This window comes from Inquilinus ginsengisoli, assembly GCF_050434925.1.
Lineage (GTDB): Bacteria > Pseudomonadota > Alphaproteobacteria > DSM-16000 > Inquilinaceae > Inquilinus > Inquilinus ginsengisoli_B.
Genome location: NZ_JBNDJK010000001.1, coordinates 5,490,095 through 5,514,003, shown reverse-complemented (window position 1 = coordinate 5,514,003; position 23,909 = coordinate 5,490,095). Strand labels below are relative to the sequence as shown.

Below are 23,909 nucleotides of genomic sequence, written 5' to 3'. Positions count from 1 at the left end.
GGCGGGCCCCAGGCCCGCCTCACCCGGCCGGCTTGGTCAGGATCGCGATGTAGTTCTTGGGGTAGCCGCGGACCACCTTCTGCCGCATCTCCAGCCAATGGAAGAAGAGCGTGAGCACGGCCATCTGCGCGCGCAGCAGCAGCATCAGCGGCGACAGGACGAATCCGAGCACGCCCGGCGCCACGGCGGACGGGCGGATCGGCAGAAACCGGGCCGTTCGGTTCATCTGATAGGCGACCGTCGAGTAGAAACCCTCCAGCCAGTCCAGCCGATCGATCCGGAAGCCCGCGCCTTCGAACAGATACCGCACGGCGAATTGGGTATAGCGATAGAAGTCGTAGGGCTGCTCGTGCTCCTCGTAGAAGAGCGGCGCGGTGTAGATCATCCGGCCGCCCGGCTTGAGGACGCGGAACAGCTCGTTCAGCACTGCCTTGGGATCGGGGACGTGCTCCATCACCTGGTTGAAGAGAATAGCGTCGAACCGCTGGTCCTCGACCGGAATGGCGCCCAGATCGCAGACATAGGTGGACTTCGCATAGGGCTTGTCGACCAGCTCGAAATCCGCGCTCTCGTAGCGGCAGTGCGCCAGCATCGGCTTGTAGGGGGCTTCGCCGGACCCCGCATCGAGCACCAGCGCACCGGCAGGCACGCTGTCGGCAAAGGCCTTGTTCTCCAGTCTCAGCCGCTCTCTGGAAGAGTTCGCCGAAAAAATGCGGCGCAGCCACATCGGCAGCCCAGCCTTCCGCGGCGGCTGAGCGCTCTCGGTCAATGAACCTGAACTCATAGCTTCCCCCAAATCCATCGCATATGCCATCCGCCCCGGGGCTCCTCTCCCCAGACCAGAAAGGCCAATCCGGCACCGACGGCACTGGCGACGACGCCCGCAAGAATGATGAGCAGCATCAGTGCCGAGACCGATGCTGCTCATCGGCCGCCATCATAGGGGGCGCGGTCCCGATCTGTCACGCCCGCCCCTGGGGCATTTTCGTGGCCGCGCCGAGGCGAAGCCGTCGGATCGCCGCATTGGGGTCCAATGCGGCGGCAAGCAGCTCAGTTTGGGAGAATTCCCGGAACGTCGCCAGTATCGCAAGAGTACTGGTGCTGCCGCTGAGGATTGAACTCAGGACCTCTCCCTTACCAAGGGAGTGCTCTACCACTGAGCTACGGCAGCCCGTTCAAGGCGGCGCGGAACCTGCCATAGCGTCGGGGGTGGCGCAAGGGCTTTTCCGAGGGGCATGTCGATTACCTCCATTCGGCGTCGCCAGCCGCTCTGCTCCGGTTGCGTAACGGCCCCGCATCGGCCATACCAAAGCCGAAATGACCGATCAGCGTCGACCCTCGACAGTGAAGCCCGGCACCGGGTCGCGCCAGGAGCGCGAGGCGGCGGCGCTGCGTGCCAACCTGGCGCGGCGCAAGGCGCAGAGCCGGGGGCGGGCGGTCGAGGACGAGGCGGGCGCGCCGGACATCGAGTCCGGCCGCGACGATGAGGCGAGGGGCTAGGCCGTGACGATCATGTCCGATATCTGGATCCGCGAGCGGGCGCTCCAGGACAAGATGATCGACCCCTTCGTTGAGCGGCAGAAGCGCGAGGGCACGATCTCCTACGGCCTGTCGAGCTACGGCTACGACGCCCGCGTCTCGGACGAGTTCCTGGTCTTCACCAATGTCGACAGCGCCCTGGTCGATCCGAAGAACTTCGACCCGAAGAGCTTCGTCGAGCGCAAGGGACCGGTCTGCATCATCCCGCCGAACAGCTTCGCCCTGGCTCGGACGGTCGAGTATTTCCGCATCCCGCGCGACGTGCTGACGATCTGCCTCGGCAAGTCGACCTATGCCCGCTGCGGCATCATCGTCAACGTCACGCCGCTGGAGCCGGAATGGGAGGGGCATGTGACGCTGGAGTTTTCCAACACCACGCCGCTGCCGGCCAAGATCTACGCCCATGAGGGCGCCTGCCAGTTCCTGTTCCTCAAGGGCGACCAGCCCTGCGAGGTGTCCTATGCCGACCGGGCCGGCAAGTACATGGGCCAGCGCGGCGTCACCCTGCCGAAGCTTTAGCCACACCGCAGACCAGGGCCCGGGGGAGCCAAGATGGACAAGATTCGTATCCGGGGCGGGCGGCCCCTGCAGGGCCGGCTTCCGATCAGCGGGGCGAAGAACGCGGCGCTGCCGCTGATGGCGGCGGCGCTGCTGTCGGACGAGACCCTGACCCTGACCAACCTGCCGCATCTGGTCGACATCTCCACCCTGGCGACGCTGCTGGCCCAGCACGGCGTCGAGATCGCGCTGAACGGCGCCGCCTCCGACGGGGCGCAAGGAAGGGTGATCGAGCTGACCGCCCGGCGCATCCGCAGCACCACCGCGCCCTACGACCTGGTGCGGAAGATGCGCGCCAGCGTGCTGGTGCTGGGGCCACTGGTGGCGCGCGAGGGCCATGCCAAGGTGTCGCTGCCCGGCGGCTGCGCCATCGGCAGCCGGCCGGTTGACCTGCACATCATGGGGCTGGAGCAGCTCGGCGCCGAGATCGAGGTGACCGAGGGCTACATCAACGCCCGCGCCCCGAACGGGCTGCAGGGCAGCCGCATCGTATTCCCGAAGGTCTCGGTCGGCGCCACCGAGAACCTGATGATGGCGGCATCGCTGGCCCGCGGCGAGACCGTGCTGGTCAACGCGGCGCGCGAGCCGGAGATCGTCGACCTCGCCGCCTGCCTCACCGCCATGGGCGCCCAGATCGAAGGGGCGGGGACCGACACCATCCGGATCCAGGGCCGCGAGCGGCTGCACCGGGCCACCCATCGCATCGTCGCCGACCGGATCGAGACCGGCACCTATGTCATGGCCGCGGCCGCGGCCGGCGGCGAGGTCGAGCTGGTCGGCACCAGCCTGCACCTGATCGAGGCCGCGGCCGACGTGCTGCGCGGCGCCGGGGTCGAGTTCGAGCCGACGGACGACGGCTTCAAGGTCCGCCGCAGCGGCGACCTCGTCGGCGTCGACGTGATGACCGAGCCCTATCCCGGCTTCCCGACCGACCTGCAGGCCCAGATGATGGGGCTGATGACGGTGGCCAAGGGCGCCTCGATGATCACCGAGACGATCTTCGAGAACCGCTTCATGCATGTACCGGAGCTGGCGCGGATGGGCGCCAACGTCACCGTGCACGGCGCCTCGGCCCTGGTGCGCGGCGTGCCGAAGCTGACCGGCGCGCCGGTGATGGCGACCGACCTGCGCGCCAGCGTCTCGCTGGTCATTGCCGGGCTGGTGGCGCAGGGCGAGACGGTGCTGAACCGGGTCTACCACCTCGACCGCGGTTATGAGCGGCTGGAGGAGAAGCTGGCCGGCTGCGGCGCCGACATCACCCGGCTGAAGAGCGACTGAGATGGCGCCCGACACGACCGTTCCCCTGCGCCTGCGGGCCCGAGACGCGGACGACCTCGCGATCCTGTCCGCGGCGCTGCAGGACGCGATCGTGCCGGTGCACGACATCACCTTCCTGCGGCCCGAGCGCAGCTTCGTCATGGCGCTGAACCGCTTCTGCTGGGAGCAGCCGGCGCAGCTGGTCGACGGCCAGGAGTTCTGGCAGCGCACCCTGTGCGGCGTACGCTTCCAGGGCATCGACGCGGTGCAGAGCCGGAAGCTGGACCTGGGCGACCGGGCGCGGATGCTGGACCTGCTGGCGGTGACGGCGGAGGAGGGCGGCATCCTCCTCACCTTCGCCGACGACGTGACGCTGCGCCTGGCCGGCACGGGCATCGACGTGCTGCTCGAGGACCGCGGCGAGCCCTGGCCGACGCCGCAGAAGCCGCAGCACCCGGAGGTTTGACCGAACGATCGGTCAGTCCAGCCCGCCCTGGGCGCGGAAATGGCCGCGGATGCGCTGGGTCAGCTCGACGAAGCGCGGGTCGCCCATGACGTCGAGCGAGCGCGGCTTCGGCAGCGGCACCTCGTAGATCGCGGCGATCGACCCCGGCCGCTCGCTCATCACCAGCACCCGGTCGGCCAGGAACACCGCCTCAGGGATCGAATGGGTGATCAGCAGGATGGTCTTGCGGGTCTCGCGCTGGATCCGCTGCAGCTCGACATTCATCCGTTCGCGCGTCATGGCGTCGAGCGCGCCGAAGGGCTCGTCCATCAGGATGATCGACGGGTCGGTCACCAGCGCCCGGCACAGCGAGACGCGCTGCTGCATGCCGCCGGAGAGCTGCCAGGGCAGCTTGGCCTCGAACCCCTCCAGCCCGACCATGCGCAGCAGATGGCGGGCGCGCTCCAGATGCGCGGCGCGGGGCAGTTTCTTGACCTCGGCCGGCATCATGACGTTGGCCAGGACGTTGCGCCACGGCAGCAGCAGCGCGTTCTGGAACACGATGCCGGCGTCGCCATGCGGCCGGTCGACCGTGCGGCCGCCCAACCGGATCCGGCCGGTGCTGGGCGGCAGCAGGCCGGCGATCATGCGCAGCAGGGTGGACTTGCCGCAGCCGGACGGGCCGACCAGCACCAGGAACTCGCCCTCGTCGATGGTGAAGTCCAGCGGCGCCAGCGACGGCACCTCGCCGTCGCGGCTGCGATAGGTCTTCGACACACCCTCGACGGCGATGACGGCGGACGGCGCTGCCTCCGCCGTCTCGACCAGTTGCAGCCGCGCCTTACCCATGCTCCCGCTCACTTCGGCAGGAAGTCGTTGGTGTAGAAGGCCTTCGGGTCGGTCGCCGCGTCGGCCGCGACGCCGCCGTATTCGACCAGCAGCTTCACGGTCTCGGCCATGTTGGCGTCGGTGACGCGGAACGGCCGCTGGCCCTGGGTCTCCTCGGTCCGATACAGCGGGATGGTGCGCTCGAAGCCCTCCTGCAGCGTGTCCGGCTTGCCCGCCTTGGGCAGCGCCGCCAGCGTCGCCGCGGTGGCCTCGGCCGGCGCCTTCTCGGCCGCCTCGACCGCCTGGGTCGTCGCCGCCATGAACCGGCGGACCAGGTCGGGGTTCTCGGTCAGCAGCTCCTTCTGCACGACGATGCCGGAGGACACCATGTTGACCCCGTAATCGGCGAACAGGATCGGGGTGACGTCCTTGCCCGTCGCGTCCTTGATCTTCATGCTCTGGTCCATGGCATAGCCCAGCAACAGGTCGGCCTGGCCGTTGATCACGGCGTTCAGCTTGGTCTGGGCGTCGCCGGAGACGGTCTTGAAGTCGCTCTCCTTCAGCCCGGTCTTCTGCAGGAAGAAGGGCCAGATCTGCGACAGCGAATCGCCGGGCGTGGTGGCCACGGTCTTGCCCTTGATGTCCTCCGGCTTGCGGATGTTTTTGTCGGTGAAGCCCATCACCGACATCGGGCTCTTCTGCAGCAGCACGCCGACCGAGACCAGGGGCGCGCCCTTGGCGGCGGCCTTGATCATGGTCGGTACGTCGAAATAGCCGAAGCCGACGGTGCCGGCGGCGACCGCCTGGGCGGTCATGGCCGAGCCGCGGCCCTCCTGGATCTCCAGGTCGATGCCCTGGTCGGCATAGAAGCCCTTGGCCTTGCCGTAGAAGAACGGCGTGTGCTCGCCATAGACGTACCAGTTCAGCATCAGCACGACCTTGTCGGCCGCCTGGGCCGAGCCGGCCGCGAGCAGGACGCCGATGGCGACCAGCAGGCTGCGGATCATGGTGTTCCTCCCCCTGTTATGTGTGTGCCGCGTCAGGCGGCGATCTTAAGTTTGCCGCCTTAGGCGGCGAGGATCAGCTCCCGGCGCCGGCTGGCGTGCCAGGGAATGACCAGGCGCTCGACGACGTCGACCAGCCAGAACAGCACGACCCCGAGCAGCGCCAGGATCACCAGCGCCGCGAACATGGTCGGCAGCTCGAAATTGCCGATCGAGCGCTGCAGCACGAAGCCGATGCCGGAATTGGCGCCGACGAACTCGCCGACCACGGCGCCGACCACCGCCAGCGTCACCGAAACCTTGAGGCCGGAGAAGATCGCCGGCATCGCCGCCGGCAGCCCGACCATGCGGAACACCTGCCAGCGGCTGGCGGCCATGGCCCGGGCCAGGTCGAGCGTGTCGGGGTCGAGCGACTTGAAGCCCTGCACCGCCGAGACCACCACCGGGAAGACGCCGAGCAGGAAGGCCGAGATCACCTTGGGCTCGAGCCCGAAGCCGAACCAGACGACGAAGAGCGGCGCGATCGCCACCTTCGGGATCGACTGCGAGAACACCAGCAGCGGGTAGACATAGGCCTCGACCGTACGCGACCCGGCGATCAGCATCGCCGTCGGGATGCCGATGGCGGCGGAGAGCAGGAAGCCCAGCACCGTCGCGACCGTGGTCGGCACCGATTGCGCCAGCAGCTCGGGGCCGTCGCGCCACAGCGTGACGATCACGTCCCAGGGCGCCGGCACCTGGTAGGGCGGCAGCCGGAACACCCGGATCGCCAAGTCCCACAGCACGATGATGATCACGAGCAGGATAAACGGTCGAACCCAGCCGGCCTGCAACAGACCAACAGCGCGGTCGCGGGCGCTTCGCGATCCCATCGGCGTCTCCCGGTCGCGGGCTTCTGATCGACCCGCCAGAAATTAACCCGTTGGTTAAATCCTGCTGTGGAGCGGGGCAGGGGTCAAGAGGGGGATATGCGTTCGGCAGTCACCATTGCCTCCCTGTTCGGGACGGACCCGACCCTTTACCTGGCCGTCATCCCGCGAAAGCGGGAATCTCTATCCAGATGGCGTGACGAGATCCCCGCTTTCGCGGGATGACGAAGGTTTTGAAGAGGCCGTTCGCGCGCGGACGCGCGCAGCCCCCTCCCCCCGGCCCCCTCCCGCAAGGGGAGGGGGAGAGTGGAAGGCTGGGCCGGCTGGTCATCGGCAAAGGTCGGAGGGCGACGGGCAGCGCTCAGCGGCCGCCCGGTTTCAGCTCCCAGGGTGGGCGGTCGAGCCGCTCCTCGGTCATGAGGTCGATCCAGCCGGGCGGGGTTTTCCGGTTGCCCTTGAAGTAGAAATACCGGGCCGCATCCGGGCCGGTCTCGGGCCACCACTTCGACTCGGGTTCAGGCTCGTCGCCCTCCGCTTCCGGTTCGGGCTCGAGCTCTTCCCCCTCCGCGTCGCGGCCATAAGACCAGTCGGCGCCGGAATAGTCGGGGTTCAGCCAGGCCGGGTCCGGGTGGATGCCCATGTCGCGGCAGAGATGGATGACGATCTCCTCGAGCGGATGGTCGGCCAAAGCGAGGGCGGCGTCGATGTCCTCATCCTCGACCAGCCGCTCCCACAGATCGGCCAGCAGCGCCTCGCCCTTCTCGGCGCCGACCGAGTCGTCGCCGCCGATCGAGCAGGAGACGGCGCGGGCCACCTGGCGGCGGCGCTGCGTCTTCTCCTCGGCCCGGTCGCGGGCATGGGCGGCGGCCTTCTGCGCCATCTCCTGGCGCTTCCGGGCGAGGTGCAGCTTGAGCGCCAGGGTGCGGCGGATGCCGCGGGCGATGCGGTCGAGGGAGATCTCCAGGTCCTTGGCCGCGGCGGCGTCGCCGGCCTTGATCGCGGCGAGGGAGGCGGCATGCATGGCCTCGGCCCGCTCCATCGCCATCTCGGCCAGCCGGTCGAGCATGCGCGCCGCCTGCTCGGCATCGGCGGAGGCCGGTGCGGCGGGCTGCGGGTTGGAGTCGGAGTGCGGCTTGTTCATGGAACATAGCATGAACGAGAATGATCCACCCGCGCAATGAACATTGTGTTCACTCGCGACCAGCGGCTCGTTCGCTGTTCGCAGGGCGCCTATTGGTCGGCGGGGCGGCGCCAAGCGTTCAGAGTTTCGCGATCGTCTCCCGCTGGAGGAGCCTGCATCCGTGCCGGAACCGAGCCCGGCTGATCGGTTTGCTCCACACGGGCCTGCTGCAATGCGTCTGGATCGCGCGGCAGGAGATCCATTGTCGTTGCGGATCCAAGTACATCAAATGATGCAAAAGCTCTTTATGGCCGCGGCCCGCGCACCAAATAAAAACGTTCTAACCTTTGTTAGGATCGGGGCGCGATGAGCGGCGGGATCTGCATTTCTGGAAGGTGATGGGCACCAGATATTGATCAATGTGACGACTTTGTGTTGGAACAAGGGCAAGGCCAAGTTGTTTGGTAGAAAGTTCAGCGAACGGAGCAATCGATGCTGCAAGACAGCTCGCTGCCGAAGCAGGCCTTCGAAGACCAAGTCGCCCCATTGCTCGGCGAGCTGCGCCGATACGCGCGGAGCCTGACACGAAACGCAACGGACGCTGACGATCTGCTGCAGGAAACCCTGCTGCGGGCCTATCGGAAATTCCACCTGTGGCAGCCCGGCACGAACTTGTCGGCCTGGCTCGTCGTCATGATGCGCCGGATCTTTCTGTCGAGCGTCGCCAACCTTCGGGCACGCGCGGAGACGACGCCCATCGAGGGTTGGGACGGGGCGGCGGAGCCGGACCAGGTTCTTGCGGTCGAGGTCCGGGACGTCGCACGCGGCATCCGCAAGCTGTCGCCGCACCACCAGCAGATGATCCGTCTCGTGGCGGCCAATGAAACCCCGTACGAAGAGGCCGCGGAGCGTTTCAACGTTCCGGTCGGAACCATCCGGTCCCGCCTGGGTCGCGCGCGCAGCCAGCTGAAGAGCCTTCTCGCGCAATGAACAGCGCATCCTTGCAAGGAGAGCCGATGATGCTGCGTCGGCGAGCATCTACCGAGATCCTGGTGATCGAGGCGTATCGACAGAGCCGCGGGGCGGGGCTGGACGAATGGACTGCCTGCGAGGCGGCGCTGGCCGAGTTCAGAAGCCGGCACCCGGAAGCGTCGATCGAATATGCGAACACCTTCATTTCGCAGGCCCTGTCGACGCTTCGGCCCAGGACTCCCGAATGGCCGGCGCGGTCCCGGCACGCCGCGGCGCACTGAGCGGACGACCGGCCTCGGCCGTCACTGCCGTAAGGAAGGATTCAGATCAGCCTGGCAATCGCCTCGGCTTCCGGCGAGCGGTCGACGGCGTCTTCGATCGCCTGCCAGTCCAGCTCGATGTCCTCGCCCAGCAGCATGAGCACAAGCGCGCAGGCGATCGCGCTCTTCTCGTTGTCGGACATCGGGTGCTGGTCGTTCGTCATGGCGCGGCGCAGCCAGGCCGCCAGCTCCGCCGGCGTCATCTGTCCGCCGAGCACATGCCGCAGCATCGTTCGGACCATTTCCACGGCGCTTCGGAATTCCGCTGACCTGGAGTTCGGCATGCCGCATTGCCCAAGCCTTGTCATCGTCCGTTCGGGGTTTCCTATGAGCGCACCAATAGCGTTTTGACCGCCATCGGTTCCGTCGCCGGCGTTCCTCGGTGGTGCGCGACCGGTTCGCGGCTGGTGCCCGTCGATCAGATGAACCAGTTCGCGCCCATGCCCGTTGACTGTGCGGGAGGGCGCAGTTCTTGAGCATGCGTCCTGCCCCCACACGGTCGGACCGAGAACATGGATTCATCCGGATTTGCGCTACATCGCGACGAGGTGTCAGAGGCGCTGGCCCGCGGCGAAGAGAAGATCGCGGCACTGCCGGGCCTGCAATCCCGAGCGGTGAAGGCCGGAACGACCTTGGTCCGCGGCGGCACGGGCCATGACTATGTCTATCGCCTCCAAAGCGGCTGGGCCGGCCGAGTTCGCGATCTGCCGGACGGCCGGAGCCAGTACATCCTGATCTTTCTCCCCGGCGACCTGTTCGCCGTGAAGAGCATGTTCGTGTCCTCCCATCCGGACTCGGTCCAGGTGATGGCCGATGCCGTGCTCGAACAGATCCATCATCAGGAGTTGCGACAGGCCTTCGACCACGACAGCGATGTTGCGACCCGGTGCATCTGGCAGGTGATCGAGGAAGAGCGCCGGCTCCACAACTGGATCGTCAGCCTGGGGCGCGGCACCTCGGAGGAGCGCCTGGCATTCTTCCTCACCGAGACCCGCACCCGCTTGGTGCTGTCCGGGTCGATCGCGCCGGATGCCTGGAGCTTCGAGCTGCCCATGACGCAGCTGCAGATGGGCGACTATCTCGGGATCTCGACGGTGCACGTCAACCGGACCCTGAAATGGCTCCATGAAGCGGGAGTGGCCACCAAGCGCGGCCGCAGGGTCTTCATCCGGGATGAGAAAGCGCTGGCCGGCCTGGCATATCCGCTGGTCGACGATCATGAGCGCGCGGCGGCGCATCTTTCCGTCCGGGCCTGATCCGTCCGCCGCCGTCTCACAGCCGCAGCGCCGACAGCACCAGGTCGGTCATGTGGGCCAGGCGGTCGGCGCGGGCCTGGGGGGCGGACAGGTCGCGGTCGAAGATGACGGACAGCGTCCAGCGGTTCGAGACGTAGAAATAAGCCAGGCCGGCGATCGAGATGTAGAGCTGCACCGGGTCGATCCCGGCCCGGAACGCGCCGGCGGCGACGCCGCGGTCCAGCACCTCGCCGATCATCCCGACGAAGGGCGAGTGCAGCGGGCGGACCTTGGGCGACTGCTTCAGATGCCGGGCCTGGTACAGATTCTCCTGGTTCAGCATGGTCAGGAACTCCGGGTTCTCCAGGAAATAGCTCCAGGTGAACTCGACCAGCCGGGCGATCGCGGCGTCCGGCGCCAGGCTCTCCAGGTTCAGCGCGCGTTCGGCGGTGCGGATGCGGGCATAGGTCTCCTCCAGCACCGCCAGGTACAGCGTCTCCTTGTTGCCGACATGGTAGTACAGCATACGCTTGTTGGCGCCGGCGGCCGCGGCGATGCGGTCGATCCGGGCGCCGCCGAAGCCGTGCCGGGTGAACTCGGCCAACGCCGCGTCCAGGATGCGCCGGCGCATGCCCTCCGGGTCGCGCTGCCAGCGCGCCCGAATCCTGCCATCGGTGCTCTCGATCCGGTCCACGGCGTCGCCCCTGCTGCCCTGACCATTTGCCCGCACCCGGCGGGCGGACGAAAGCGAAAACCGGGGCGTCGCCTTCTCGACAGACGCCGCCAGCTGGCGCAATTTGCCTGTGATACGAAACCAGCCCAGGGAATGGATGCAGATGGTCAGCCCGCGTGCAGGAAAGCCCGTCGATCCGTCCGACCTCGTCAACCTGCCGCGGCTGATCACGGCCTATTTCACGACCAGGCCGGATCCGGCCAATCCGGCGCAGCGCGTCGCCTTCGGCACCTCGGGCCATCGCGGCACGGCCTTCGCCGGCAGCTTCAACGAGGACCATATCCTCGCCATCACCCAGGCGATCTGCCTGTACCGCAGGCGCGCCGGGATCGACGGGCCGCTGTTCATCGGCATCGACAGCCACGCGCTGTCCGAGCCGGCGCTGGCCAGTGCGCTGGAGGTGCTGGCGGCGAACGGCGTCGAGACCATGATCGACCGCGACGGCGGCTACACCCCGACGCCGGTGATCTCGCACGCCATCCTGACCTACAACTGCGGCCGGACCGCCGGGCTGGCGGACGGCATCGTCGTCACCCCGTCGCACAACCCGCCGGAGGATGGCGGCTTCAAGTACAACCCGCCGAACGGGGGGCCGGCCGACACCGAGGTGACCGGCTGGATCGAGCGCACCGCCAACGAGCTGATCGGCAAGGGCTTGGACGGGGTGCAGCGAGTGCCCCTGGCGCGCGCGCTGAAGGCTGCGACCACGCATCGCCACAATTACGTCGATGGCTATGTCGGCGACCTGGGCAGCGTCGTCGATCTCGAGGCGATCCGCTCCTCCGGCGTGAAGATCGGCATCGATCCGCTGGGCGGCGCGGCGGTCGGCTATTGGGCGCCGCTGATCGACCGGTACGGCATCGCCGCCACCGTGGTCAGCGACATCGTCGACCCGACCTTCCGCTTCATGACGGCGGATTGGGACGGCAAGATCCGCATGGACTGCTCGTCGCCCTACGCCATGACCCGGCTGCTGGGCTTGCGCGAGACCTTCGACGTCGCCTTCGCCAACGACACCGACGCCGACCGCCACGGCATCGTCACCCGCACCGCCGGGCTGATGAACCCGAACCACTTCCTGGCGGCGTCGATCGCCTATCTGTTCCAGCACCGCACCGGCTGGCGCGCCGACAGCGCCATCGGCAAGACGCTCGTCAGCAGCAGCATGATCGACCGGGTCGCGGCCAAGCTCGGCCGCGGCCTGCTGGAGGTGCCGGTCGGCTTCAAATGGTTCGTCGAGGGCTTGAGCGACGGGTCGGTCGGCTTCGGCGGCGAGGAGAGCGCCGGCGCCTCCTTCCTGCGCCGGGACGGCACGGTGTGGACCACCGACAAGGACGGCATCATCCTCGGCCTGCTGGCCGCGGAGATCACCGCCGTCACCGGCCGCGACCCGAGCGAGCTGTACGCCGGGCTGACGCAGGAGCTGGGCAATTCCTGGTACGCCCGCGCCGATGCCCCCGCCAGCAGCCAGCAGAAGCAGGTGTTCAAGACCCTGACGCCGGAAGGGCTCGGCGCCGCCCAGCTCGGCGGCGACCCGGTGACCGAGACCCTGACCAAGGCGCCCGGCAACGGCCAGCCCTTCGGCGGCATCAAGGTGGCGACCGAGAACGGCTGGTTCGCGGCCCGGCCCTCGGGCACCGAGGAGGTCTACAAGATCTACGCCGAGAGCTTCCGCAGTGAGGACCATCTGCGGCAGGTGCAGGACGACGCCAAGGCGCTGATCGGCCGGGCTTTCGAGAGTGCGGCAAGGTAGGGACGGGGCTGGCAGTTCGATACCGGTCGCCCGAAATCCTGAACCGTCATGGCGAGCCCCGCCCCCTACGCCTATGGGGGGGCGTGGCCATCCCAGCGGCTCGATCTCTGGATGGCCACGTCGGCTTCGCCTCCTCGCCATGACGAGGAAGGAGACGGAGAGCCGACCTCGAAGGCTGACCTTCACGCATGGGCGAGTCGCGGCCTCTTCTGGTCTCGCGGCTGCGCTTTCGGCTATGGTGCCGGCCGTTCCCGCGGAAGCCGGCGCCATGACCGTTCCCGATCCTTTGACCATCGCCCTGCCCAAGGGCCGCATCCTGGACGAGCTGCGCCCGCTGATGGCGCATGCCGGGCTGGAGCCGGAGCCGGCGTTCGACGACCCGCGACATCGCGGCCTGTCCTTCGCCACCAACCATCCGCATATCCGGCTGATCCGGGTGCGCTCCTTCGACGTCGCCACCTTCGTCGCCTTCGGCGCGGCGCAGCTGGGCGTCGCCGGGAACGACGTGCTGATGGAGTTCGACTACCCCGAGCTCTACGCCCCGCTCGACCTCGGCATCGGCGCCTGCCGCCTGGCGGTGGCCGAGCCGGTCGACCTGGCCGAGACCGACGACCCGCGGCGCTGGAGCCATATCCGCGTCGCCACCAAATATCCGGCCGTGACCCGCCGCCACTTCGCCGCCCGCGGGGTGCAGGCCGAGTGCATCAAGCTGAACGGGGCGATGGAGCTGGCGCCGACGCTGGGCCTGTGCCGCCGCATCGTCGACCTGGTTTCGTCGGGCTCGACGCTGAAGGCGAACGGGCTGCGCGAGATCGAGCACATCGCCGACGTCACCTCGCGGCTGATCGTCAACCGCGCCGCCTTCAAGACCCGGCCGGAGGAGATCGCCGGCTGGGTCGACCGTTTCCGGAACGCCGTCCATGCCGCTGCGTCTTGATGCCCGCTCGCCCGGCTTCGCCGGGGATTTCGAAGCCTTCGTCTCCGCCCGCCGTGGCACCCATGCCGATGTCGCCGGCGTGGTCGCGACCATCATCGCCGAGATCCGGACGCGCGGCGACGCGGCGCTGGTCGCCTTCACCGAGCGCTTCGACCGGGTGCGGCTGACACCCGAGACGCTGCGCATCGGCGCCGACGAGATCGCTGCGGCGCGGGCGCAGGTGGACGCCGAGACCTATGCGGCGCTGGACCTCGCGGCCCGGCGGATCGAGTCCTTCCACGCCAGGACCGAGCTGCCGAGCCTGTCCTATGTCGACGGGGACGGCATCGGCCTCGGCGCCCGCTGGACCCCGATCGACGCCGTCGGGATCTACGTCCCCGGCGGCCTCGCCAGCTATCCCAGTTCCGTCCTGATGAACGCGATCCCGGCCAAAGTGGCGGGGGTCGGGCGCATCGCCATGGCGGTGCCGGCGCCGGACGGGGTGCTGAACCCGCTGGTGCTGGCCGCGGCGGAGCGAGCCGGGGTGACCGAGATCTGGCGCGTCGGCGGCGCCCAGGCCATCGCGGCGCTGGCCTATGGCACCGCCAGCATCCGCCCGGTCGACAAGATCACCGGCCCGGGCAACGCCTATGTCGCCGAGGCCAAGCGCCAGGTCTTCGGCACCGTCGGCATCGACATGATCGCCGGCCCGTCCGAGATCCTGGTGGTGGCCGATGCCGGCAACGATCCCGAATGGATCGCGGTCGACCTGCTGTCCCAGGCAGAGCACGACACCCATGCCCAGTCGGTGCTGATCACCGACGATGCCGCCTTCGCCGATGCCGTCGTTGCGGCGGTCGACCGGGTGCTGGCCCGGCTGCCGAAGGCGGAGATCGCCGGCGCCAGTTGGCGCGACCAGGGCGGGGTGATCGTGGTCGGCTCGCTGGACGACGCCCCGGCGCTGGTCGACCGGCTGGCGCCGGAGCATCTCGAGCTCGCGGTCGCCGACCCCGACCGCATCGCCGACCGGGTCCGCCATGCCGGCGCGATTTTCCTCGGCCGCCATGCGCCGGAGGCGGTCGGTGACTATGTTGCTGGCCCGAACCATGTGCTGCCGACGGCGCGCAGCGCCCGCTTCGCCAGCGGCCTCAGCGTCTTCGACTTCGTCAAGCGCACCACGCTGGTGCGCTGCGACGCCGCCGGCCTTGCGAAGATCGGCCCCGCGGCGGTGCGCCTGGCCCGGGCCGAGGGGCTGGAGGCGCATGCGCTGTCGATCGCCCAGCGGCTGACGGCCGGATGAGCGGCGCGGCCGGCGATGCGGAGGAGGGGCGCCTCGTCGAGGTCGTGATCGACGAGAGCGCCGCCGTCCGCCGGTCGCCGGAGGTGGCGCATGAGCGCCGGGTGGCGATCCACGACTTGATCGAGCAGAACAGCTTCCGCCTGGTCCAGGGCCCGGCCGGACCCTACCGCCTGCGCCTGCGCATGGAGGAGAACCGGCTGATCTTCGAGATCACGGCCGGAGATGGAACCGCAGCCGAGCCCGAGCGGGTGGCCCTGCCGGTCCAGCCCTTCCGCCGGATCATCAAGGACTATTTCCTGGTCTGCGAAACCTACTACGCCGCGATCAAGACCGCGCCGCCGTCGAAGATCGAGGCGATCGACATGGGCCGGCGCGGGCTGCATGACGAAGGCTCGGTCATGCTCGGCGAGCGGCTGGCCGAGCGGATCGCGATCGACCATCAGACGGCGCGGCGGCTGTTCACGCTGCTCTGCGTCCTGCAGATCCGCGGGTGAGCGATGGCGGGGCCGACCAGCGTCCTCTTCGCCTGCACCCAGAATGCGATCCGGTCGCCGATGGCGGAGGCGATCCTGAAGCATGTGGCGGGGTCGCGCATCTTCGTCGACAGCGTCGGGGTGCGGCTGGAGGAGCCCGAGCCCGACCCCTTCGCTGTGGCGGTGATGAAGGAGATCGGCATCGATCTCAGCCGGCATCGCCCGAAAGCCTTCGACGATCTCGAAGACGACAATTTCGACCTGGTGATCTCGCTGTCGCCCGAGGCCCAGCACCGGGCGGTGGAGATGACCCGCACCACCGCCTGCGATCTCGAGTTCTGGAACACCTTCGACCCGACCGCGATCGAGGGCAACCGCGAGGTCCGGCTGGCCGCCTTCCGCCAGGTCCGCGACATGCTGCTGGCCCGCATCCGCGAGCGTTTCGGCGATCTGGCGCAGGAACGGGCGTGATAATCGTCTTGCGGACCCGGTGAATAGCCGAAGCGCGGCGCGAAACCGCACAAATTTCTTGACCCGGCAAGTCCGGTCGCCCACTTCTTGGGCGGATTCTCAACATGGCGAGTTTGGATGGCCAAGGAAGATTTGATCGAGTTCTCGGGCACCGTGACCGAGCTGCTCCCGAATGCGATGTTCCGGGTGAAGCTGGACAACGACCACGAAGTTCTCGCGCACACCTCGGGCAAGATGCGCAAGAACCGCATCCGGGTGTTGGCGGGTGACCGGGTCAATGTCGAGATGACTCCGTACGACCTGACCAAGGGTCGCATCACCTTCCGCTTCAAGTAACTGCCGTGCCCGGTCAGGGCACGGTCGACGTGCTTGTTCTCGCCTCGGCTTCGCCGAGGCGTCTCGATTTATTGCGCCAGATCGGCATCGTGCCGGACCAGGTCCTGCCCGCCGATCTCGACGAAACCCCGCTGAAGCGCGAGCTGCCCGGCCCGCACGCCAGGCGCCTGGCCCAGGCCAAGGCAGAGGCGATTCGGGCCCAGGTGCCCGGCGCCTTCATCCTGGCGGCCGACACCGTGGTCGGCTGCGGCCGGAGGATCCTGCCCAAGGCCGAGACCGATTCCGAGCTGCGGCAGTGCCTGGAGCTGCTGTCCGGCCGGCGCCACCGCGTCCATGGCGGCGTCTGCCTGATCGCGCCGGACGGCACCATGCGCCAGCGCCTGGTCCAGAGCAGCGTGATCTTCAAGCGCTTGACCCCGGCCGAGATCGACGCCTATGTCGCCTCGGGCGAGGGTCGCGGCAAGGCCGGCGGCTATGCCATCCAGGGGCGGGCGGCGGCGCTGATCCGGGCCATCGACGGCTCCTACTCCAACATCGTGGGCCTGCCGCTGTTCGAGACCTCGCAGCTGCTCGGCGGCGCCGGCTATCGCTGGTGAAGACGGTCGAGATCACCTCTACGGACGGCGTGCTGCTGGCCGGCGTGGTGATCGACGGCCGCCTGACCGACCTGGCCGCGGAGCGCCTGTCCCGGCCCAGCCTGGCCGGCGCGGTGGTGCTGGCCAGGGTCGAGAAGATCGACCGCGTCTCGGCGGCCGCCTTCCTCGACATCGGCACCGGCCGCAGCGCCTTCCTGCCGCTGCGCGGGCCGGACGCCGACTCGCTGCGCGCCGGTGCGCCGGTAATCGTCCAGATCGTCGCCGACCCCCGGGGCGAGAAGGGGGCCGAGGCGACGCGCGACGTGGCGCTGCCCGGCGCCGGGCTGATCCATCTGCCGTTCTCCTCCAGCGTCGCGGTATCGAGCCGCCTCGGCCCCGCGGCGAAGCGCGAGTGGCAGCAGCGGCTGGAGGGCGGCTGGATCGTGCGCGCCGCCAGTGCCGGCATGGCGGTCGACGCGGTGCTGGACGAGGCGACACGGCTGGCGCGGCGCTGGGAGGCGATCGCCGACCGGGCCGAGGCCACCCGCGCCCCGGCGCTGCTGGAGCCGGCGCCGGGCGCCGCCCGCCGGCTGATCCTGGACCATCCGGACGCTGCCCGAATCGTCATCGACGGCGCCGCCCTGCTGCCGCCGCTGCAGCGCTGGGCCACGGCCGCGGTGCCCGATCTCGCCGCCCGTATCGCCGCCGGCGCGGCGCCGCTGGGCGACGCCCTGGACACGCTGCTGAGCCCGACCGTCCCGCTGCCCTCTGGCGGCAGCATCACCATCGAGGCGACCCGGGCGCTGACCGCGATCGATGTCGATGGCGGCCGGGCGCCCGACCATGTCCGCGCCAACCGCGAGGCGGCGGTGGAGATCGCCCGCCAGCTGCGGCTGCGCAACATCGGCGGCACGGTGGTGGTCGATTTCATCTCGATGCGCCGCGGCGGCGACCGCGCGGCCCTGCTGAATGCCTTCCGCGGCGCCCTGGTCGACGATCCGCTGCGGGTGCAACTGAGCGAATCCCTGTCGCCGCTGGGCCTGGCCGAGCTGGCGCGCGAGCGGCGCGGCCAGGCCCTGGCCGATGTCGTCCACACCTGACCCCTTGCGGGCTTGAAGCCGCGCGCCAAAGACCCGATTCTGAGAGCCATGACCACGATCACAGAGACCAAGGGGCGCTGCCCGATCTGCCGCAAGCCGACGGTGCAGCAATACCGTCCGTTCTGCTCGCGCCGCTGCGCCGACATCGATCTCGGCCATTGGTTTTCCGAGGCTTACACGGTTCCGGTGAAGCCCGAGGACGAGGCCGAAGAAACATTGCAGCCGGATGAAGATCAGCGCTAGACAGCCGGCGTCCGGTTTCCTATAAGCACGGCCTCCGCACTGCGGAGCCAACGGCGCCCAGGTAGCTCAGTTGGTAGAGCAGGGGATTGAAAATCCCCGTGTCGGCGGTTCGACTCCGTCCCTGGGCACCATTTTCCCTGATATGGCGTCGGCGGCAGCCCGAGAGCTGCCGGAGCGGGCTACCCGATGCGGTTGGCCGCTCGGGACGACGCGTCCTTGGAGCGCATCTACGCCAGTGAGCGGTCTCGTAACGGTATGGGTCCAGGAACGTGCCGAGAGTGTCCGTTGCCATGGCGCCTTTTAGCTGAGATAATTTTCTCAAGCCGGTGGATATTCTTCGCTCCCGATAGTCGAGGTTCGATATGCAGGGGCAGGACCGTGATCTGCGTTCAGCGCGCGAATCGACCCTGTTGCGACGGGCTTCCATGACGCGGCGCATTGATGCTCTGTTCAAAGCCATGACGAGTGATTTCCTGCTGCGGGAACAGTTTATTACCGATCCCGCGCAGGTTTTGGCAGAGTATCTTGAAGGAGAGCGTCTGCCTGAACAGGTCGCATCTGTTCGAAATTATTTGATCTATTCCATTGCCAGTAGCTCTAAATTGCTGGATTGGCTGCGAAGCTGTGCTCATGTGTACCGTCAAAAGGCGCCGAGCCAAGAAGAGTTCTTGCGAGAGTTCAGCCGGGCCATGGCTGCTTCCGGAGATCACTACATTGTCACGGCCCTTATCCGGGCGGCGGGCGAGCCTGCTGCGACGCTCAGCATCCGAGACGAACTGCTCCATGTGATTTTCGGTCCGAGTGGGATCTTTACTCCTGACAATCCCGTGACGGGCGCCGCTGCTGGGACTTTGGCCGGCACGACCGTCAAGGGCGGCGTTCTTACAGAGACGCTCACCGGCATAGCCACTGAGAGGAAGACCTTCACCGGGACGGCCACGGAGGGGGGCACCTTCACCGGGACGGCCACCGAGGGAGGGACATTCACCGGCACCGAGACACTGGGCGGGACGTTCACCGCGACGGCCACGGAGGGGGGCACCTTCACCGGGACGGCCACCGAGGGAGGGACATTCACCGGCACCGGGACACTGGGCGGGACGTTCACCGGCACGGCCACGGAGGGGGGCACCTTCACCGGGACGGCCACCGAGGGAGGGACATTCACCGGCACCGGGACACTGGGCGGGACGGTCACCGGGACGGCCACGGAGGGGGGCACCTTCACCGGGACGGCCACCGAGGGAGGGACATTCACCGGCACCGGAACATTGGGCGGGACGGTCACCGGGACGGCCACGGAGGGGGGCACCTTCACCGGGACGGCCACCGAGGGAGGGACATTCACCGGCACCGGAACATTGGGTGGCACGTTCACCGGCACGGCCACCGAGGATGGGTTCCAGACAGGCACCGACACCGGGACAGGGACGGGCACCGGGACGGGAACGGGCACCGGGACAGGAACGGGCACCGGGACAGGAACAGGCACCGGGACAGGAACGGGCACCGGGACAGGAACGGGCACCGGTACGGGAACGGGCACCGGGACGGGAACGGGCACCGGGACGGGAACGGGCACCGGGACGGGAACGGGCACCGGGACGGGAACGGGCACCGGAACGGGAACGGGCACCGGGACGGGGACGGGAACGGGTACCGGGACAGGAACGGGTACCGGTACGGGAACGGGCACCGGCGGCACCTTCACCGGAATTACGCTGACGACCTTCATTACGCAGACGGGTACCGGTACCGGTACCGGCACGGTGTTCACCGGCTCAACGTTTGGAAGCACGGCTACCGGTACGACACCATTCACTTTGACGGGCATTACTCGCAGCCCGTTCACCGTCGGCAACCCGTCTTCCGGCTGGGAGGGATTGGCGCGAGGATATGTGCTGGTCACCCTTGAGGCGCTGATCGGGTATGCCACACAGCTGCGGAACATCGGGGCCTTGGATCTGTCCCAGACGGAGTAGCTGCTATCGCGGAGAGCCGGATGATGTCGTTGAGCGGTCTCCAACCCACGGTCGAGCAAGTGTTCGGTGCCGAGCGATGGGAGGCGCTGGCCAACGGTTTGGTGGCCGACAGGCGCTATTCAGAGGCTGCGGACTGCTATCGGCAGGCTCTCGCGGTGCAGCCGGACCGGCGTTCGGCACGCCGCAGCTTGGCTGTGCTTCTGGTCGAGCTAGGATTGCTGCAGGAAAGCCTGACCCTTTGGCGTGATGAGCTGGAAGCGGGAGATGACGGTCTGGCCTGGCTCCAGCAACTAGTGTCGGGCGAGGTGCAACGGCGCAATATTGGACGCGCCGGGGACTATGCTGCGATATCCGCCGCCTTGCGGCGCGCCAGCCGTTGGTATCCCATGCCGGGAGACGGATTGATCTCCGACCCTGTCCAGCGGCCGCGGACATTTCTCTCGGCGGCCAAGCTGCGCCACGACATCGCGCAGTTCTACTATCTTCTGAAATGCGGGGTGCTGGATAAAGAGTTCAATTCGATCATTGCAGATCTGGAGCAGGCTTTGTCCAAAGTCGTGGCGATGGACGAGAATGCGCGCGTCCCACTTGAAGGTGAGGTGGACGAACTGATCGGGCAGGTGTACGGCCGGATCGTCTATCTGCGCCCGACGCCGCGACTATCGCGGGCCCTGTCGGATCAGTGGGATGCTCGTGCTGTTGAGAACGCTTACATAGATCGACCACCGGGGATCGTCATTATTGACAATTTCCTCACGGATACAGCTCTTGAGGCAGTTCGAGCCTTCGCACTGCAGTCAACCGTGTGGTTCGCTAATCGGTACGCCTATGGTCGGTTGGGGGCATTTTTCCACGAGGGCTTTGCATGCCCCCTTTTGGTTCAGATTGCCGAGGAGTTACGAGACGCCTTCCCGCGAGTCATCGGTGACTTATATCCACTCCGACAGTTGTGGGGCTTCAAGAATTGCGAAGATCTACCTGCGGACGCCACCGTCCACGCCGACTTCGCCGCTGTGAACGTCAATTTCTGGATAACTCCCAACGACGCCAATCTCGATCCACTGTCGGGCGGTATGGTTGTGTACGGTGTGGACGCGCCCTCGCACTGGGATTTTGAAACCTATAACGGCCGCCTTGACATTATTAAGCCGTTCTTGAAGCGTCAGGGGGCGCAGTCAATCACGATACCCTACCGGCAAAACCGCGCGATCATCTTCAACTCCGACCTGTTTCATGCGACATCTAAGGTGCATTTCCGGTCCGGCTACGAGAACCACCGCATCAACATCACGATGCTATATGGTGACCGAACGGATGATATTCACCATCGAACCCGATCTTCGGAGCATCCCTCGGCCGCGTACGGCTCCTGGCGATCCGCAGCGTTTCGGCGGAGCCGTATTCGACGATTCAGCGGTTGATGGGGACCGGCCGTGGCCTCGCAATTTGGACAGGATCAGCTTGTTCTCAGCCTTCTGGGCGGCAAACGAGGCGGCTTCTTTCTTGATAGTGGTGCGGCCGATGGATTGCGCGCAAGCAACACCTATATGCTGGAGACGAATTTCGGATGGAATGGGATTTGCATTGAGCCCAACGACGCATTCTACGCAGCCCTGATAAATAATCGGCGATGCCAATGCGTCAACTGCTGCCTCTATAACCGTGACGGGCCTGTTGATTTCCTGGAGGCAAGCACGCTCGGCGGCATCGTGGATGAATACAGCCCAATTCATCTAGAATATACCGTTCGCGAACTCAGTCTTCCTCTCGCGACCGATGGGCGTCCAGCAACCGTACAAAAGCCAGCGCACACCATACAATCAGTGCTCCAGGCATGTGGAGCGCCTGCTATGATAGATTATTGGAGCTTGGATACAGAAGGGTCGGAGCTGAAGATTCTTCAAAGCTTCCCATATGACAAGTATAGATTTCGCGTTCTGACGGTCGAGCATAATTATCTTCCGGTTCGTTCCGAAATTCGCGCTTTCATTGAGCGCCGAGGGTACGAATTTGTGTGTGCGATTGGCGTCGATGATTGTTATATGGCCGCTGGAGGGGGCATATCATCGGCGTGGCGTAGTCTGGTCTGGCGACGGTGATGGGTTGAAGACGCCGTGGTCCCATCCGGGAATTCGCGTAGCTCACGGTCCGGCCGCTACGTCCCCGGCGAGGGGGCGAAGAAGCAACGGATCGCATTCGTGGATTTGCGGCAGATCCAGTACTCGCCGTCCTCGCTGCTCTGGGCCTTGAAGCGCGGCACGAATTCGCCGGTCGAGCGGATCCGGTAGCCGTCGGCGCTCTCCTCGATATCCGCACGCGGCCAGGCCGAGCAGTCCTCGTTGCCGCAGCAATGGTTGACGGTGCCGTATTCGAGGTAGCGGCCTCGGTTGATCCAGCTGTCATGCGCCGGCGCCGTCGCGGGCCAGAGGCACATCGCCGCGATCACCCATGCCGGCGCGCGCCGGTACCGCTGCCGCTGGCCCATCCGGACCCCTCCATCCGCCGATCGGCGGACCATCTGGATCAAGATAGGCCGAAGCGGACGCCGGCACAGCCGCCTGCGTCCGCTTCGCTGAACCTGCCCTTACTCCGCGGGGGCGGCGGCCACCCGCCGTGGCCGCTCGAGGTCGGGCAGGAAGACGGTCAGCAGCCCGATCAGCGGCAGGAAGGCGCACAGGCGGTAGACGAAGCCGATGCTGGTCAGGTCCGCGACCTCGCCCAGCACCGCGGCGCCGATGCCGCCCATGCCGAAGGCGAAGCCGAAGAACAGCCCGGCGATCGTGCCCGGCTTCCCCGGCACCAGCTCCTGCGCATAGACGACGATGGCGGAGAAGGCCGAGGCCAGGATCAGGCCGATGATGATGCTGAGGATCACGGTTCCGGTCAGCCCGACATAGGGCATCGCCATGGTGAAGGGCAGCACGCCCAGGATCGACCCCCAGATCACATATTTCCGGCCGAAGCGGTCACCGATCGGGCCGCCCGCCACCGTCCCCACGGCGACGGCGCCGAGGAAGATGAACAGGTGGATCTGTGCCTCCTGCACCGACACGCCGAAGGTCTGGATCAGGTAGAAGGTGAAGTAGCTCGTCAGGCTGGCCAGGTAGATGTATTTCGAGAACACCAGCATGCCGAGGACGCCCAGCGACATCCCGACCTTGCCGCGCGACAGGGCGATCGGCGCGACCGGGCGGCGCGGCTTGGCCGCCATGCTGCGCCGGTGCCGCTGGTACCAGGCGCCGACCCCGGTCAGCACCAGGATGGCGAGCAGGGCCGCGGCGGAGAACCAGCCGATGCTGGCCTGGCCGCGCGGCAGCACGATGAAGGCCGCGAGCAGCGGCCCGATCGCCGAGCCGATATTGCCGCCGACCTGGAACACCGATTGCGCCAGCCCGTGCCGCCCGCCCGAGGCCAGCCGGGCGATGCGCGAGGATTCCGGATGGAACACGGCGGAGCCCATGCCGACCAGAGCCGCGCCCAGCAGCAGCAGCGGGAAGGTCGTGGCGACCGAAAGGACGACGAGGCCGACCAGGGTGAAGCCCATGCCGAGCGGCAGCGAATAGGGCTGCGGCTTGCGGTCGGTGTAGAGGCCGATCGCCGGCTGCAGGATCGAGGCGGTGAGATTGAACACCAGGGTGATGAGCCCGACCTGGCCGAAATCGAGGCCGAAATCCGAGGCCAGCATCGGATAGAGCGCCGGCAGCAGCGACTGCATCATGTCGTTCAGCAGATGGCTGAAGCTGATCGCGGCCAGGATGGTGAAGACGGTCCCGTCGGTGTCGGGCCTATGGTTCAGTGTTCCGCTCGTCATTCCCGATCGTCCCGATGGCCGCTGAGCGGCCATCACAAAGGCGTCCGGAGGCGGGAATGCCTCCGGTTT

Annotated in this window: 28 protein-coding genes and 2 tRNA genes; 20 read left to right on the top strand and 10 right to left on the bottom strand. The window is 67.3% G+C overall.

The features are described from left to right. Positions 1-19: 19 nt before the first annotated feature. Together QFZ27_RS26275 and QFZ27_RS26270 are read right to left on the bottom strand one after the other, a co-directional pair. The gene (locus QFZ27_RS26275; RefSeq protein ID WP_429229414.1) at positions 20-814 is read right to left on the bottom strand and encodes a class I SAM-dependent methyltransferase; all 795 of its coding nucleotides are present in this window, start codon (positions 812-814) and stop codon (positions 20-22) included. Between the two features lie 282 nt (positions 815-1,096). Then, positions 1,097-1,171 (bottom strand) — tRNA-Thr (locus tag QFZ27_RS26270). A 146-nt stretch (positions 1,172-1,317) separates the two neighbouring features. Between QFZ27_RS26270 and QFZ27_RS26265 the strand changes: the two genes are divergently transcribed. From QFZ27_RS26265 to QFZ27_RS26250, 4 genes are read left to right on the top strand one after another with little or no spacing between them, the layout of a single operon-like run. Further along, positions 1,318-1,500 (top strand): hypothetical protein, encoded by a 183-nt coding sequence (locus QFZ27_RS26265; RefSeq protein ID WP_429229413.1) that lies wholly within the window; start codon positions 1,318-1,320, stop codon positions 1,498-1,500. 12 nt (positions 1,501-1,512) lie between these two features. Further along, positions 1,513-2,058, top strand: coding sequence for a dCTP deaminase (gene dcd / locus QFZ27_RS26260; RefSeq protein WP_429232495.1), 546 nt, complete (start codon positions 1,513-1,515; stop codon positions 2,056-2,058). Positions 2,059-2,091: 33 nt separating this feature from the next. After that, positions 2,092-3,375 (top strand): UDP-N-acetylglucosamine 1-carboxyvinyltransferase, encoded by a 1,284-nt coding sequence (murA, locus tag QFZ27_RS26255; protein WP_429229412.1) that lies wholly within the window; start codon positions 2,092-2,094, stop codon positions 3,373-3,375. Between the two features lies 1 nt (position 3,376). Continuing rightward, the gene (locus tag QFZ27_RS26250) at positions 3,377-3,820 is read left to right on the top strand and encodes a DUF2948 family protein (RefSeq protein ID WP_429229411.1); all 444 of its coding nucleotides are present in this window, start codon (positions 3,377-3,379) and stop codon (positions 3,818-3,820) included. 12 nt (positions 3,821-3,832) lie between these two features. Here the strand turns inward: QFZ27_RS26250 and QFZ27_RS26245 are convergent, their stop codons facing one another. From QFZ27_RS26245 to QFZ27_RS26230, 4 genes are all read right to left on the bottom strand, one after another. Continuing rightward, positions 3,833-4,648 (bottom strand): ABC transporter ATP-binding protein, encoded by an 816-nt coding sequence (locus QFZ27_RS26245; RefSeq protein WP_429229410.1) that lies wholly within the window; start codon positions 4,646-4,648, stop codon positions 3,833-3,835. Positions 4,649-4,656: 8 nt separating this feature from the next. Further along, positions 4,657-5,634, bottom strand: coding sequence for an ABC transporter substrate-binding protein (locus QFZ27_RS26240; RefSeq protein ID WP_429229409.1), 978 nt, complete (start codon positions 5,632-5,634; stop codon positions 4,657-4,659). 59 nt (positions 5,635-5,693) lie between these two features. Then, positions 5,694-6,503: an ABC transporter permease gene (locus QFZ27_RS26235; RefSeq protein ID WP_429229408.1), complete on the bottom strand. Its 810-nt coding sequence runs from the start codon at positions 6,501-6,503 to the stop codon at positions 5,694-5,696. A gap of 358 nt (positions 6,504-6,861) precedes the next feature. Continuing rightward, positions 6,862-7,641, bottom strand: a complete 780-nt coding sequence (locus QFZ27_RS26230) for a hypothetical protein (protein ID WP_429229407.1) — start codon at positions 7,639-7,641, stop codon at positions 6,862-6,864. A gap of 471 nt (positions 7,642-8,112) precedes the next feature. Here QFZ27_RS26230 and QFZ27_RS26225 point away from each other — a divergent pair, with 471 nt between their 5' ends. Together QFZ27_RS26225 and QFZ27_RS26220 are read left to right on the top strand one after the other, a co-directional pair. Continuing rightward, a complete protein-coding gene (locus tag QFZ27_RS26225; RefSeq protein ID WP_429229406.1) occupies positions 8,113-8,610 on the top strand; it encodes an RNA polymerase sigma factor in 498 nt (165 codons plus the stop codon). Positions 8,611-8,636: 26 nt separating this feature from the next. Continuing rightward, the gene (locus tag QFZ27_RS26220; RefSeq protein WP_429229405.1) at positions 8,637-8,873 is read left to right on the top strand and encodes a hypothetical protein; all 237 of its coding nucleotides are present in this window, start codon (positions 8,637-8,639) and stop codon (positions 8,871-8,873) included. A gap of 41 nt (positions 8,874-8,914) precedes the next feature. Here the strand turns inward: QFZ27_RS26220 and QFZ27_RS26215 are convergent, their stop codons facing one another. Beyond that, positions 8,915-9,142, bottom strand: a complete 228-nt coding sequence (locus QFZ27_RS26215) for a hypothetical protein (RefSeq protein WP_429229404.1) — start codon at positions 9,140-9,142, stop codon at positions 8,915-8,917. A 282-nt stretch (positions 9,143-9,424) separates the two neighbouring features. Here QFZ27_RS26215 and QFZ27_RS26210 point away from each other — a divergent pair, with 282 nt between their 5' ends. Beyond that, entirely contained in the window at positions 9,425-10,168 is a 744-nt protein-coding gene (locus QFZ27_RS26210) for a Crp/Fnr family transcriptional regulator (RefSeq protein WP_429229403.1), read from the top strand. 16 nt (positions 10,169-10,184) lie between these two features. Here the strand turns inward: QFZ27_RS26210 and QFZ27_RS26205 are convergent, their stop codons facing one another. Next, positions 10,185-10,841: a TetR/AcrR family transcriptional regulator gene (locus tag QFZ27_RS26205; protein ID WP_429229402.1), complete on the bottom strand. Its 657-nt coding sequence runs from the start codon at positions 10,839-10,841 to the stop codon at positions 10,185-10,187. 142 nt (positions 10,842-10,983) lie between these two features. On the opposite strand from QFZ27_RS26205, the gene pgm reads away from it, so the two are divergent. The 13 genes from pgm to QFZ27_RS26140 all read left to right on the top strand — a co-directional run bounded on the left by pgm (position 10,984) and on the right by QFZ27_RS26140 (position 22,128). Continuing rightward, positions 10,984-12,633 carry a phosphoglucomutase (alpha-D-glucose-1,6-bisphosphate-dependent) gene (pgm, locus tag QFZ27_RS26200; RefSeq protein WP_429229401.1) on the top strand — a complete coding sequence of 550 codons (1,650 nt, stop codon included), beginning with the start codon at positions 10,984-10,986 and terminating at the stop codon, positions 12,631-12,633. 268 nt (positions 12,634-12,901) lie between these two features. Continuing rightward, complete coding sequence (gene hisG, locus QFZ27_RS26195; RefSeq protein WP_429229400.1) at positions 12,902-13,570, top strand: ATP phosphoribosyltransferase; 669 nt, start codon at positions 12,902-12,904, stop codon at positions 13,568-13,570. Next, a complete protein-coding gene (gene hisD / locus QFZ27_RS26190) occupies positions 13,554-14,849 on the top strand; it encodes a histidinol dehydrogenase (RefSeq protein WP_429229399.1) in 1,296 nt (431 codons plus the stop codon). The genes hisG and hisD overlap by 17 nt, the downstream gene beginning before the upstream one ends. Beyond that, positions 14,846-15,343 carry a UPF0262 family protein gene (locus QFZ27_RS26185; RefSeq protein WP_429229398.1) on the top strand — a complete coding sequence of 166 codons (498 nt, stop codon included), beginning with the start codon at positions 14,846-14,848 and terminating at the stop codon, positions 15,341-15,343. Before hisD ends, QFZ27_RS26185 begins: the two co-directional genes overlap by 4 nt. Before the next feature lie 3 nt (positions 15,344-15,346). Then, positions 15,347-15,793 carry an arsenate-mycothiol transferase ArsC gene (locus QFZ27_RS26180; protein WP_429229397.1) on the top strand — a complete coding sequence of 149 codons (447 nt, stop codon included), beginning with the start codon at positions 15,347-15,349 and terminating at the stop codon, positions 15,791-15,793. A gap of 117 nt (positions 15,794-15,910) precedes the next feature. Further along, positions 15,911-16,129 (top strand): translation initiation factor IF-1, encoded by a 219-nt coding sequence (infA, locus tag QFZ27_RS26175; protein ID WP_026870679.1) that lies wholly within the window; start codon positions 15,911-15,913, stop codon positions 16,127-16,129. Between the two features lie 5 nt (positions 16,130-16,134). Further along, complete coding sequence (locus tag QFZ27_RS26170; protein WP_429229396.1) at positions 16,135-16,725, top strand: Maf family protein; 591 nt, start codon at positions 16,135-16,137, stop codon at positions 16,723-16,725. Continuing rightward, on the top strand, positions 16,722-17,804 hold the full coding sequence (locus QFZ27_RS26165) for a ribonuclease E/G (protein WP_429229395.1): 1,083 nt from the start codon (positions 16,722-16,724) through the stop codon (positions 17,802-17,804). The genes QFZ27_RS26170 and QFZ27_RS26165 overlap by 4 nt, the downstream gene beginning before the upstream one ends. 48 nt (positions 17,805-17,852) lie before the next feature. Further along, a complete protein-coding gene (locus QFZ27_RS26160) occupies positions 17,853-18,047 on the top strand; it encodes a DNA gyrase inhibitor YacG (protein WP_429229394.1) in 195 nt (64 codons plus the stop codon). A 55-nt stretch (positions 18,048-18,102) separates the two neighbouring features. Continuing rightward, positions 18,103-18,178: transfer RNA gene (locus QFZ27_RS26155), tRNA-Phe, on the top strand. A gap of 231 nt (positions 18,179-18,409) precedes the next feature. After that, positions 18,410-20,029, top strand: coding sequence for a hypothetical protein (locus QFZ27_RS26150; RefSeq protein ID WP_429229393.1), 1,620 nt, complete (start codon positions 18,410-18,412; stop codon positions 20,027-20,029). Positions 20,030-20,049: 20 nt separating this feature from the next. Continuing rightward, on the top strand, positions 20,050-21,450 hold the full coding sequence (locus QFZ27_RS26145; protein ID WP_429229392.1) for a tetratricopeptide repeat protein: 1,401 nt from the start codon (positions 20,050-20,052) through the stop codon (positions 21,448-21,450). A 12-nt stretch (positions 21,451-21,462) separates the two neighbouring features. Beyond that, on the top strand, positions 21,463-22,128 hold the full coding sequence (locus QFZ27_RS26140; RefSeq protein ID WP_429229391.1) for an FkbM family methyltransferase: 666 nt from the start codon (positions 21,463-21,465) through the stop codon (positions 22,126-22,128). 56 nt (positions 22,129-22,184) lie between these two features. Here QFZ27_RS26140 and QFZ27_RS26135 read toward each other — a convergent pair whose 3' ends face one another. Both QFZ27_RS26135 and QFZ27_RS26130 read right to left on the bottom strand, forming a co-directional pair. Then, the gene (locus QFZ27_RS26135; protein WP_429229390.1) at positions 22,185-22,514 is read right to left on the bottom strand and encodes a hypothetical protein; all 330 of its coding nucleotides are present in this window, start codon (positions 22,512-22,514) and stop codon (positions 22,185-22,187) included. A 99-nt stretch (positions 22,515-22,613) separates the two neighbouring features. Beyond that, positions 22,614-23,840 carry an MFS transporter gene (locus QFZ27_RS26130; protein ID WP_429229389.1) on the bottom strand — a complete coding sequence of 409 codons (1,227 nt, stop codon included), beginning with the start codon at positions 23,838-23,840 and terminating at the stop codon, positions 22,614-22,616. Between the last annotated feature and the right edge of the window lie 69 nt (positions 23,841-23,909).

Bases quoted from the DNA above. Each gene is read 5' to 3' on its own strand.
- QFZ27_RS26275 (WP_429229414.1), bottom strand. From the start codon at position 814: ATGGCATATGCGATGGATTTGGGGGAAGCTATGAGTTCAGGTTCATTG.
- QFZ27_RS26265 (WP_429229413.1), top strand. From the start codon at position 1,318: ATGACCGATCAGCGTCGACCCTCGACAGTGAAGCCCGGCACCGGGTCG.
- dcd (WP_429232495.1), top strand. From the start codon at position 1,513: ATGTCCGATATCTGGATCCGCGAGCGGGCGCTCCAGGACAAGATGATC.
- murA (WP_429229412.1), top strand. From the start codon at position 2,092: ATGGACAAGATTCGTATCCGGGGCGGGCGGCCCCTGCAGGGCCGGCTT.
- QFZ27_RS26250 (WP_429229411.1), top strand. From the start codon at position 3,377: ATGGCGCCCGACACGACCGTTCCCCTGCGCCTGCGGGCCCGAGACGCG.
- QFZ27_RS26245 (WP_429229410.1), bottom strand. From the start codon at position 4,648: ATGGGTAAGGCGCGGCTGCAACTGGTCGAGACGGCGGAGGCAGCGCCG.
- QFZ27_RS26240 (WP_429229409.1), bottom strand. From the start codon at position 5,634: ATGATCCGCAGCCTGCTGGTCGCCATCGGCGTCCTGCTCGCGGCCGGC.
- QFZ27_RS26235 (WP_429229408.1), bottom strand. From the start codon at position 6,503: ATGGGATCGCGAAGCGCCCGCGACCGCGCTGTTGGTCTGTTGCAGGCC.
- QFZ27_RS26230 (WP_429229407.1), bottom strand. From the start codon at position 7,641: ATGAACAAGCCGCACTCCGACTCCAACCCGCAGCCCGCCGCACCGGCC.
- QFZ27_RS26225 (WP_429229406.1), top strand. From the start codon at position 8,113: ATGCTGCAAGACAGCTCGCTGCCGAAGCAGGCCTTCGAAGACCAAGTC.
- QFZ27_RS26220 (WP_429229405.1), top strand. From the start codon at position 8,637: ATGATGCTGCGTCGGCGAGCATCTACCGAGATCCTGGTGATCGAGGCG.
- QFZ27_RS26215 (WP_429229404.1), bottom strand. From the start codon at position 9,142: ATGCTGCGGCATGTGCTCGGCGGACAGATGACGCCGGCGGAGCTGGCG.
- QFZ27_RS26210 (WP_429229403.1), top strand. From the start codon at position 9,425: ATGGATTCATCCGGATTTGCGCTACATCGCGACGAGGTGTCAGAGGCG.
- pgm (WP_429229401.1), top strand. From the start codon at position 10,984: ATGGTCAGCCCGCGTGCAGGAAAGCCCGTCGATCCGTCCGACCTCGTC.
- hisG (WP_429229400.1), top strand. From the start codon at position 12,902: ATGACCGTTCCCGATCCTTTGACCATCGCCCTGCCCAAGGGCCGCATC.
- hisD (WP_429229399.1), top strand. From the start codon at position 13,554: ATGCCGCTGCGTCTTGATGCCCGCTCGCCCGGCTTCGCCGGGGATTTC.
- QFZ27_RS26185 (WP_429229398.1), top strand. From the start codon at position 14,846: ATGAGCGGCGCGGCCGGCGATGCGGAGGAGGGGCGCCTCGTCGAGGTC.
- QFZ27_RS26180 (WP_429229397.1), top strand. From the start codon at position 15,347: ATGGCGGGGCCGACCAGCGTCCTCTTCGCCTGCACCCAGAATGCGATC.
- infA (WP_026870679.1), top strand. From the start codon at position 15,911: ATGGCCAAGGAAGATTTGATCGAGTTCTCGGGCACCGTGACCGAGCTG.
- QFZ27_RS26160 (WP_429229394.1), top strand. From the start codon at position 17,853: ATGACCACGATCACAGAGACCAAGGGGCGCTGCCCGATCTGCCGCAAG.
- QFZ27_RS26150 (WP_429229393.1), top strand. From the start codon at position 18,410: ATGCAGGGGCAGGACCGTGATCTGCGTTCAGCGCGCGAATCGACCCTG.
- QFZ27_RS26145 (WP_429229392.1), top strand. From the start codon at position 20,050: ATGATGTCGTTGAGCGGTCTCCAACCCACGGTCGAGCAAGTGTTCGGT.
- QFZ27_RS26135 (WP_429229390.1), bottom strand. From the start codon at position 22,514: ATGGGCCAGCGGCAGCGGTACCGGCGCGCGCCGGCATGGGTGATCGCG.
- QFZ27_RS26130 (WP_429229389.1), bottom strand. From the start codon at position 23,840: ATGACGAGCGGAACACTGAACCATAGGCCCGACACCGACGGGACCGTC.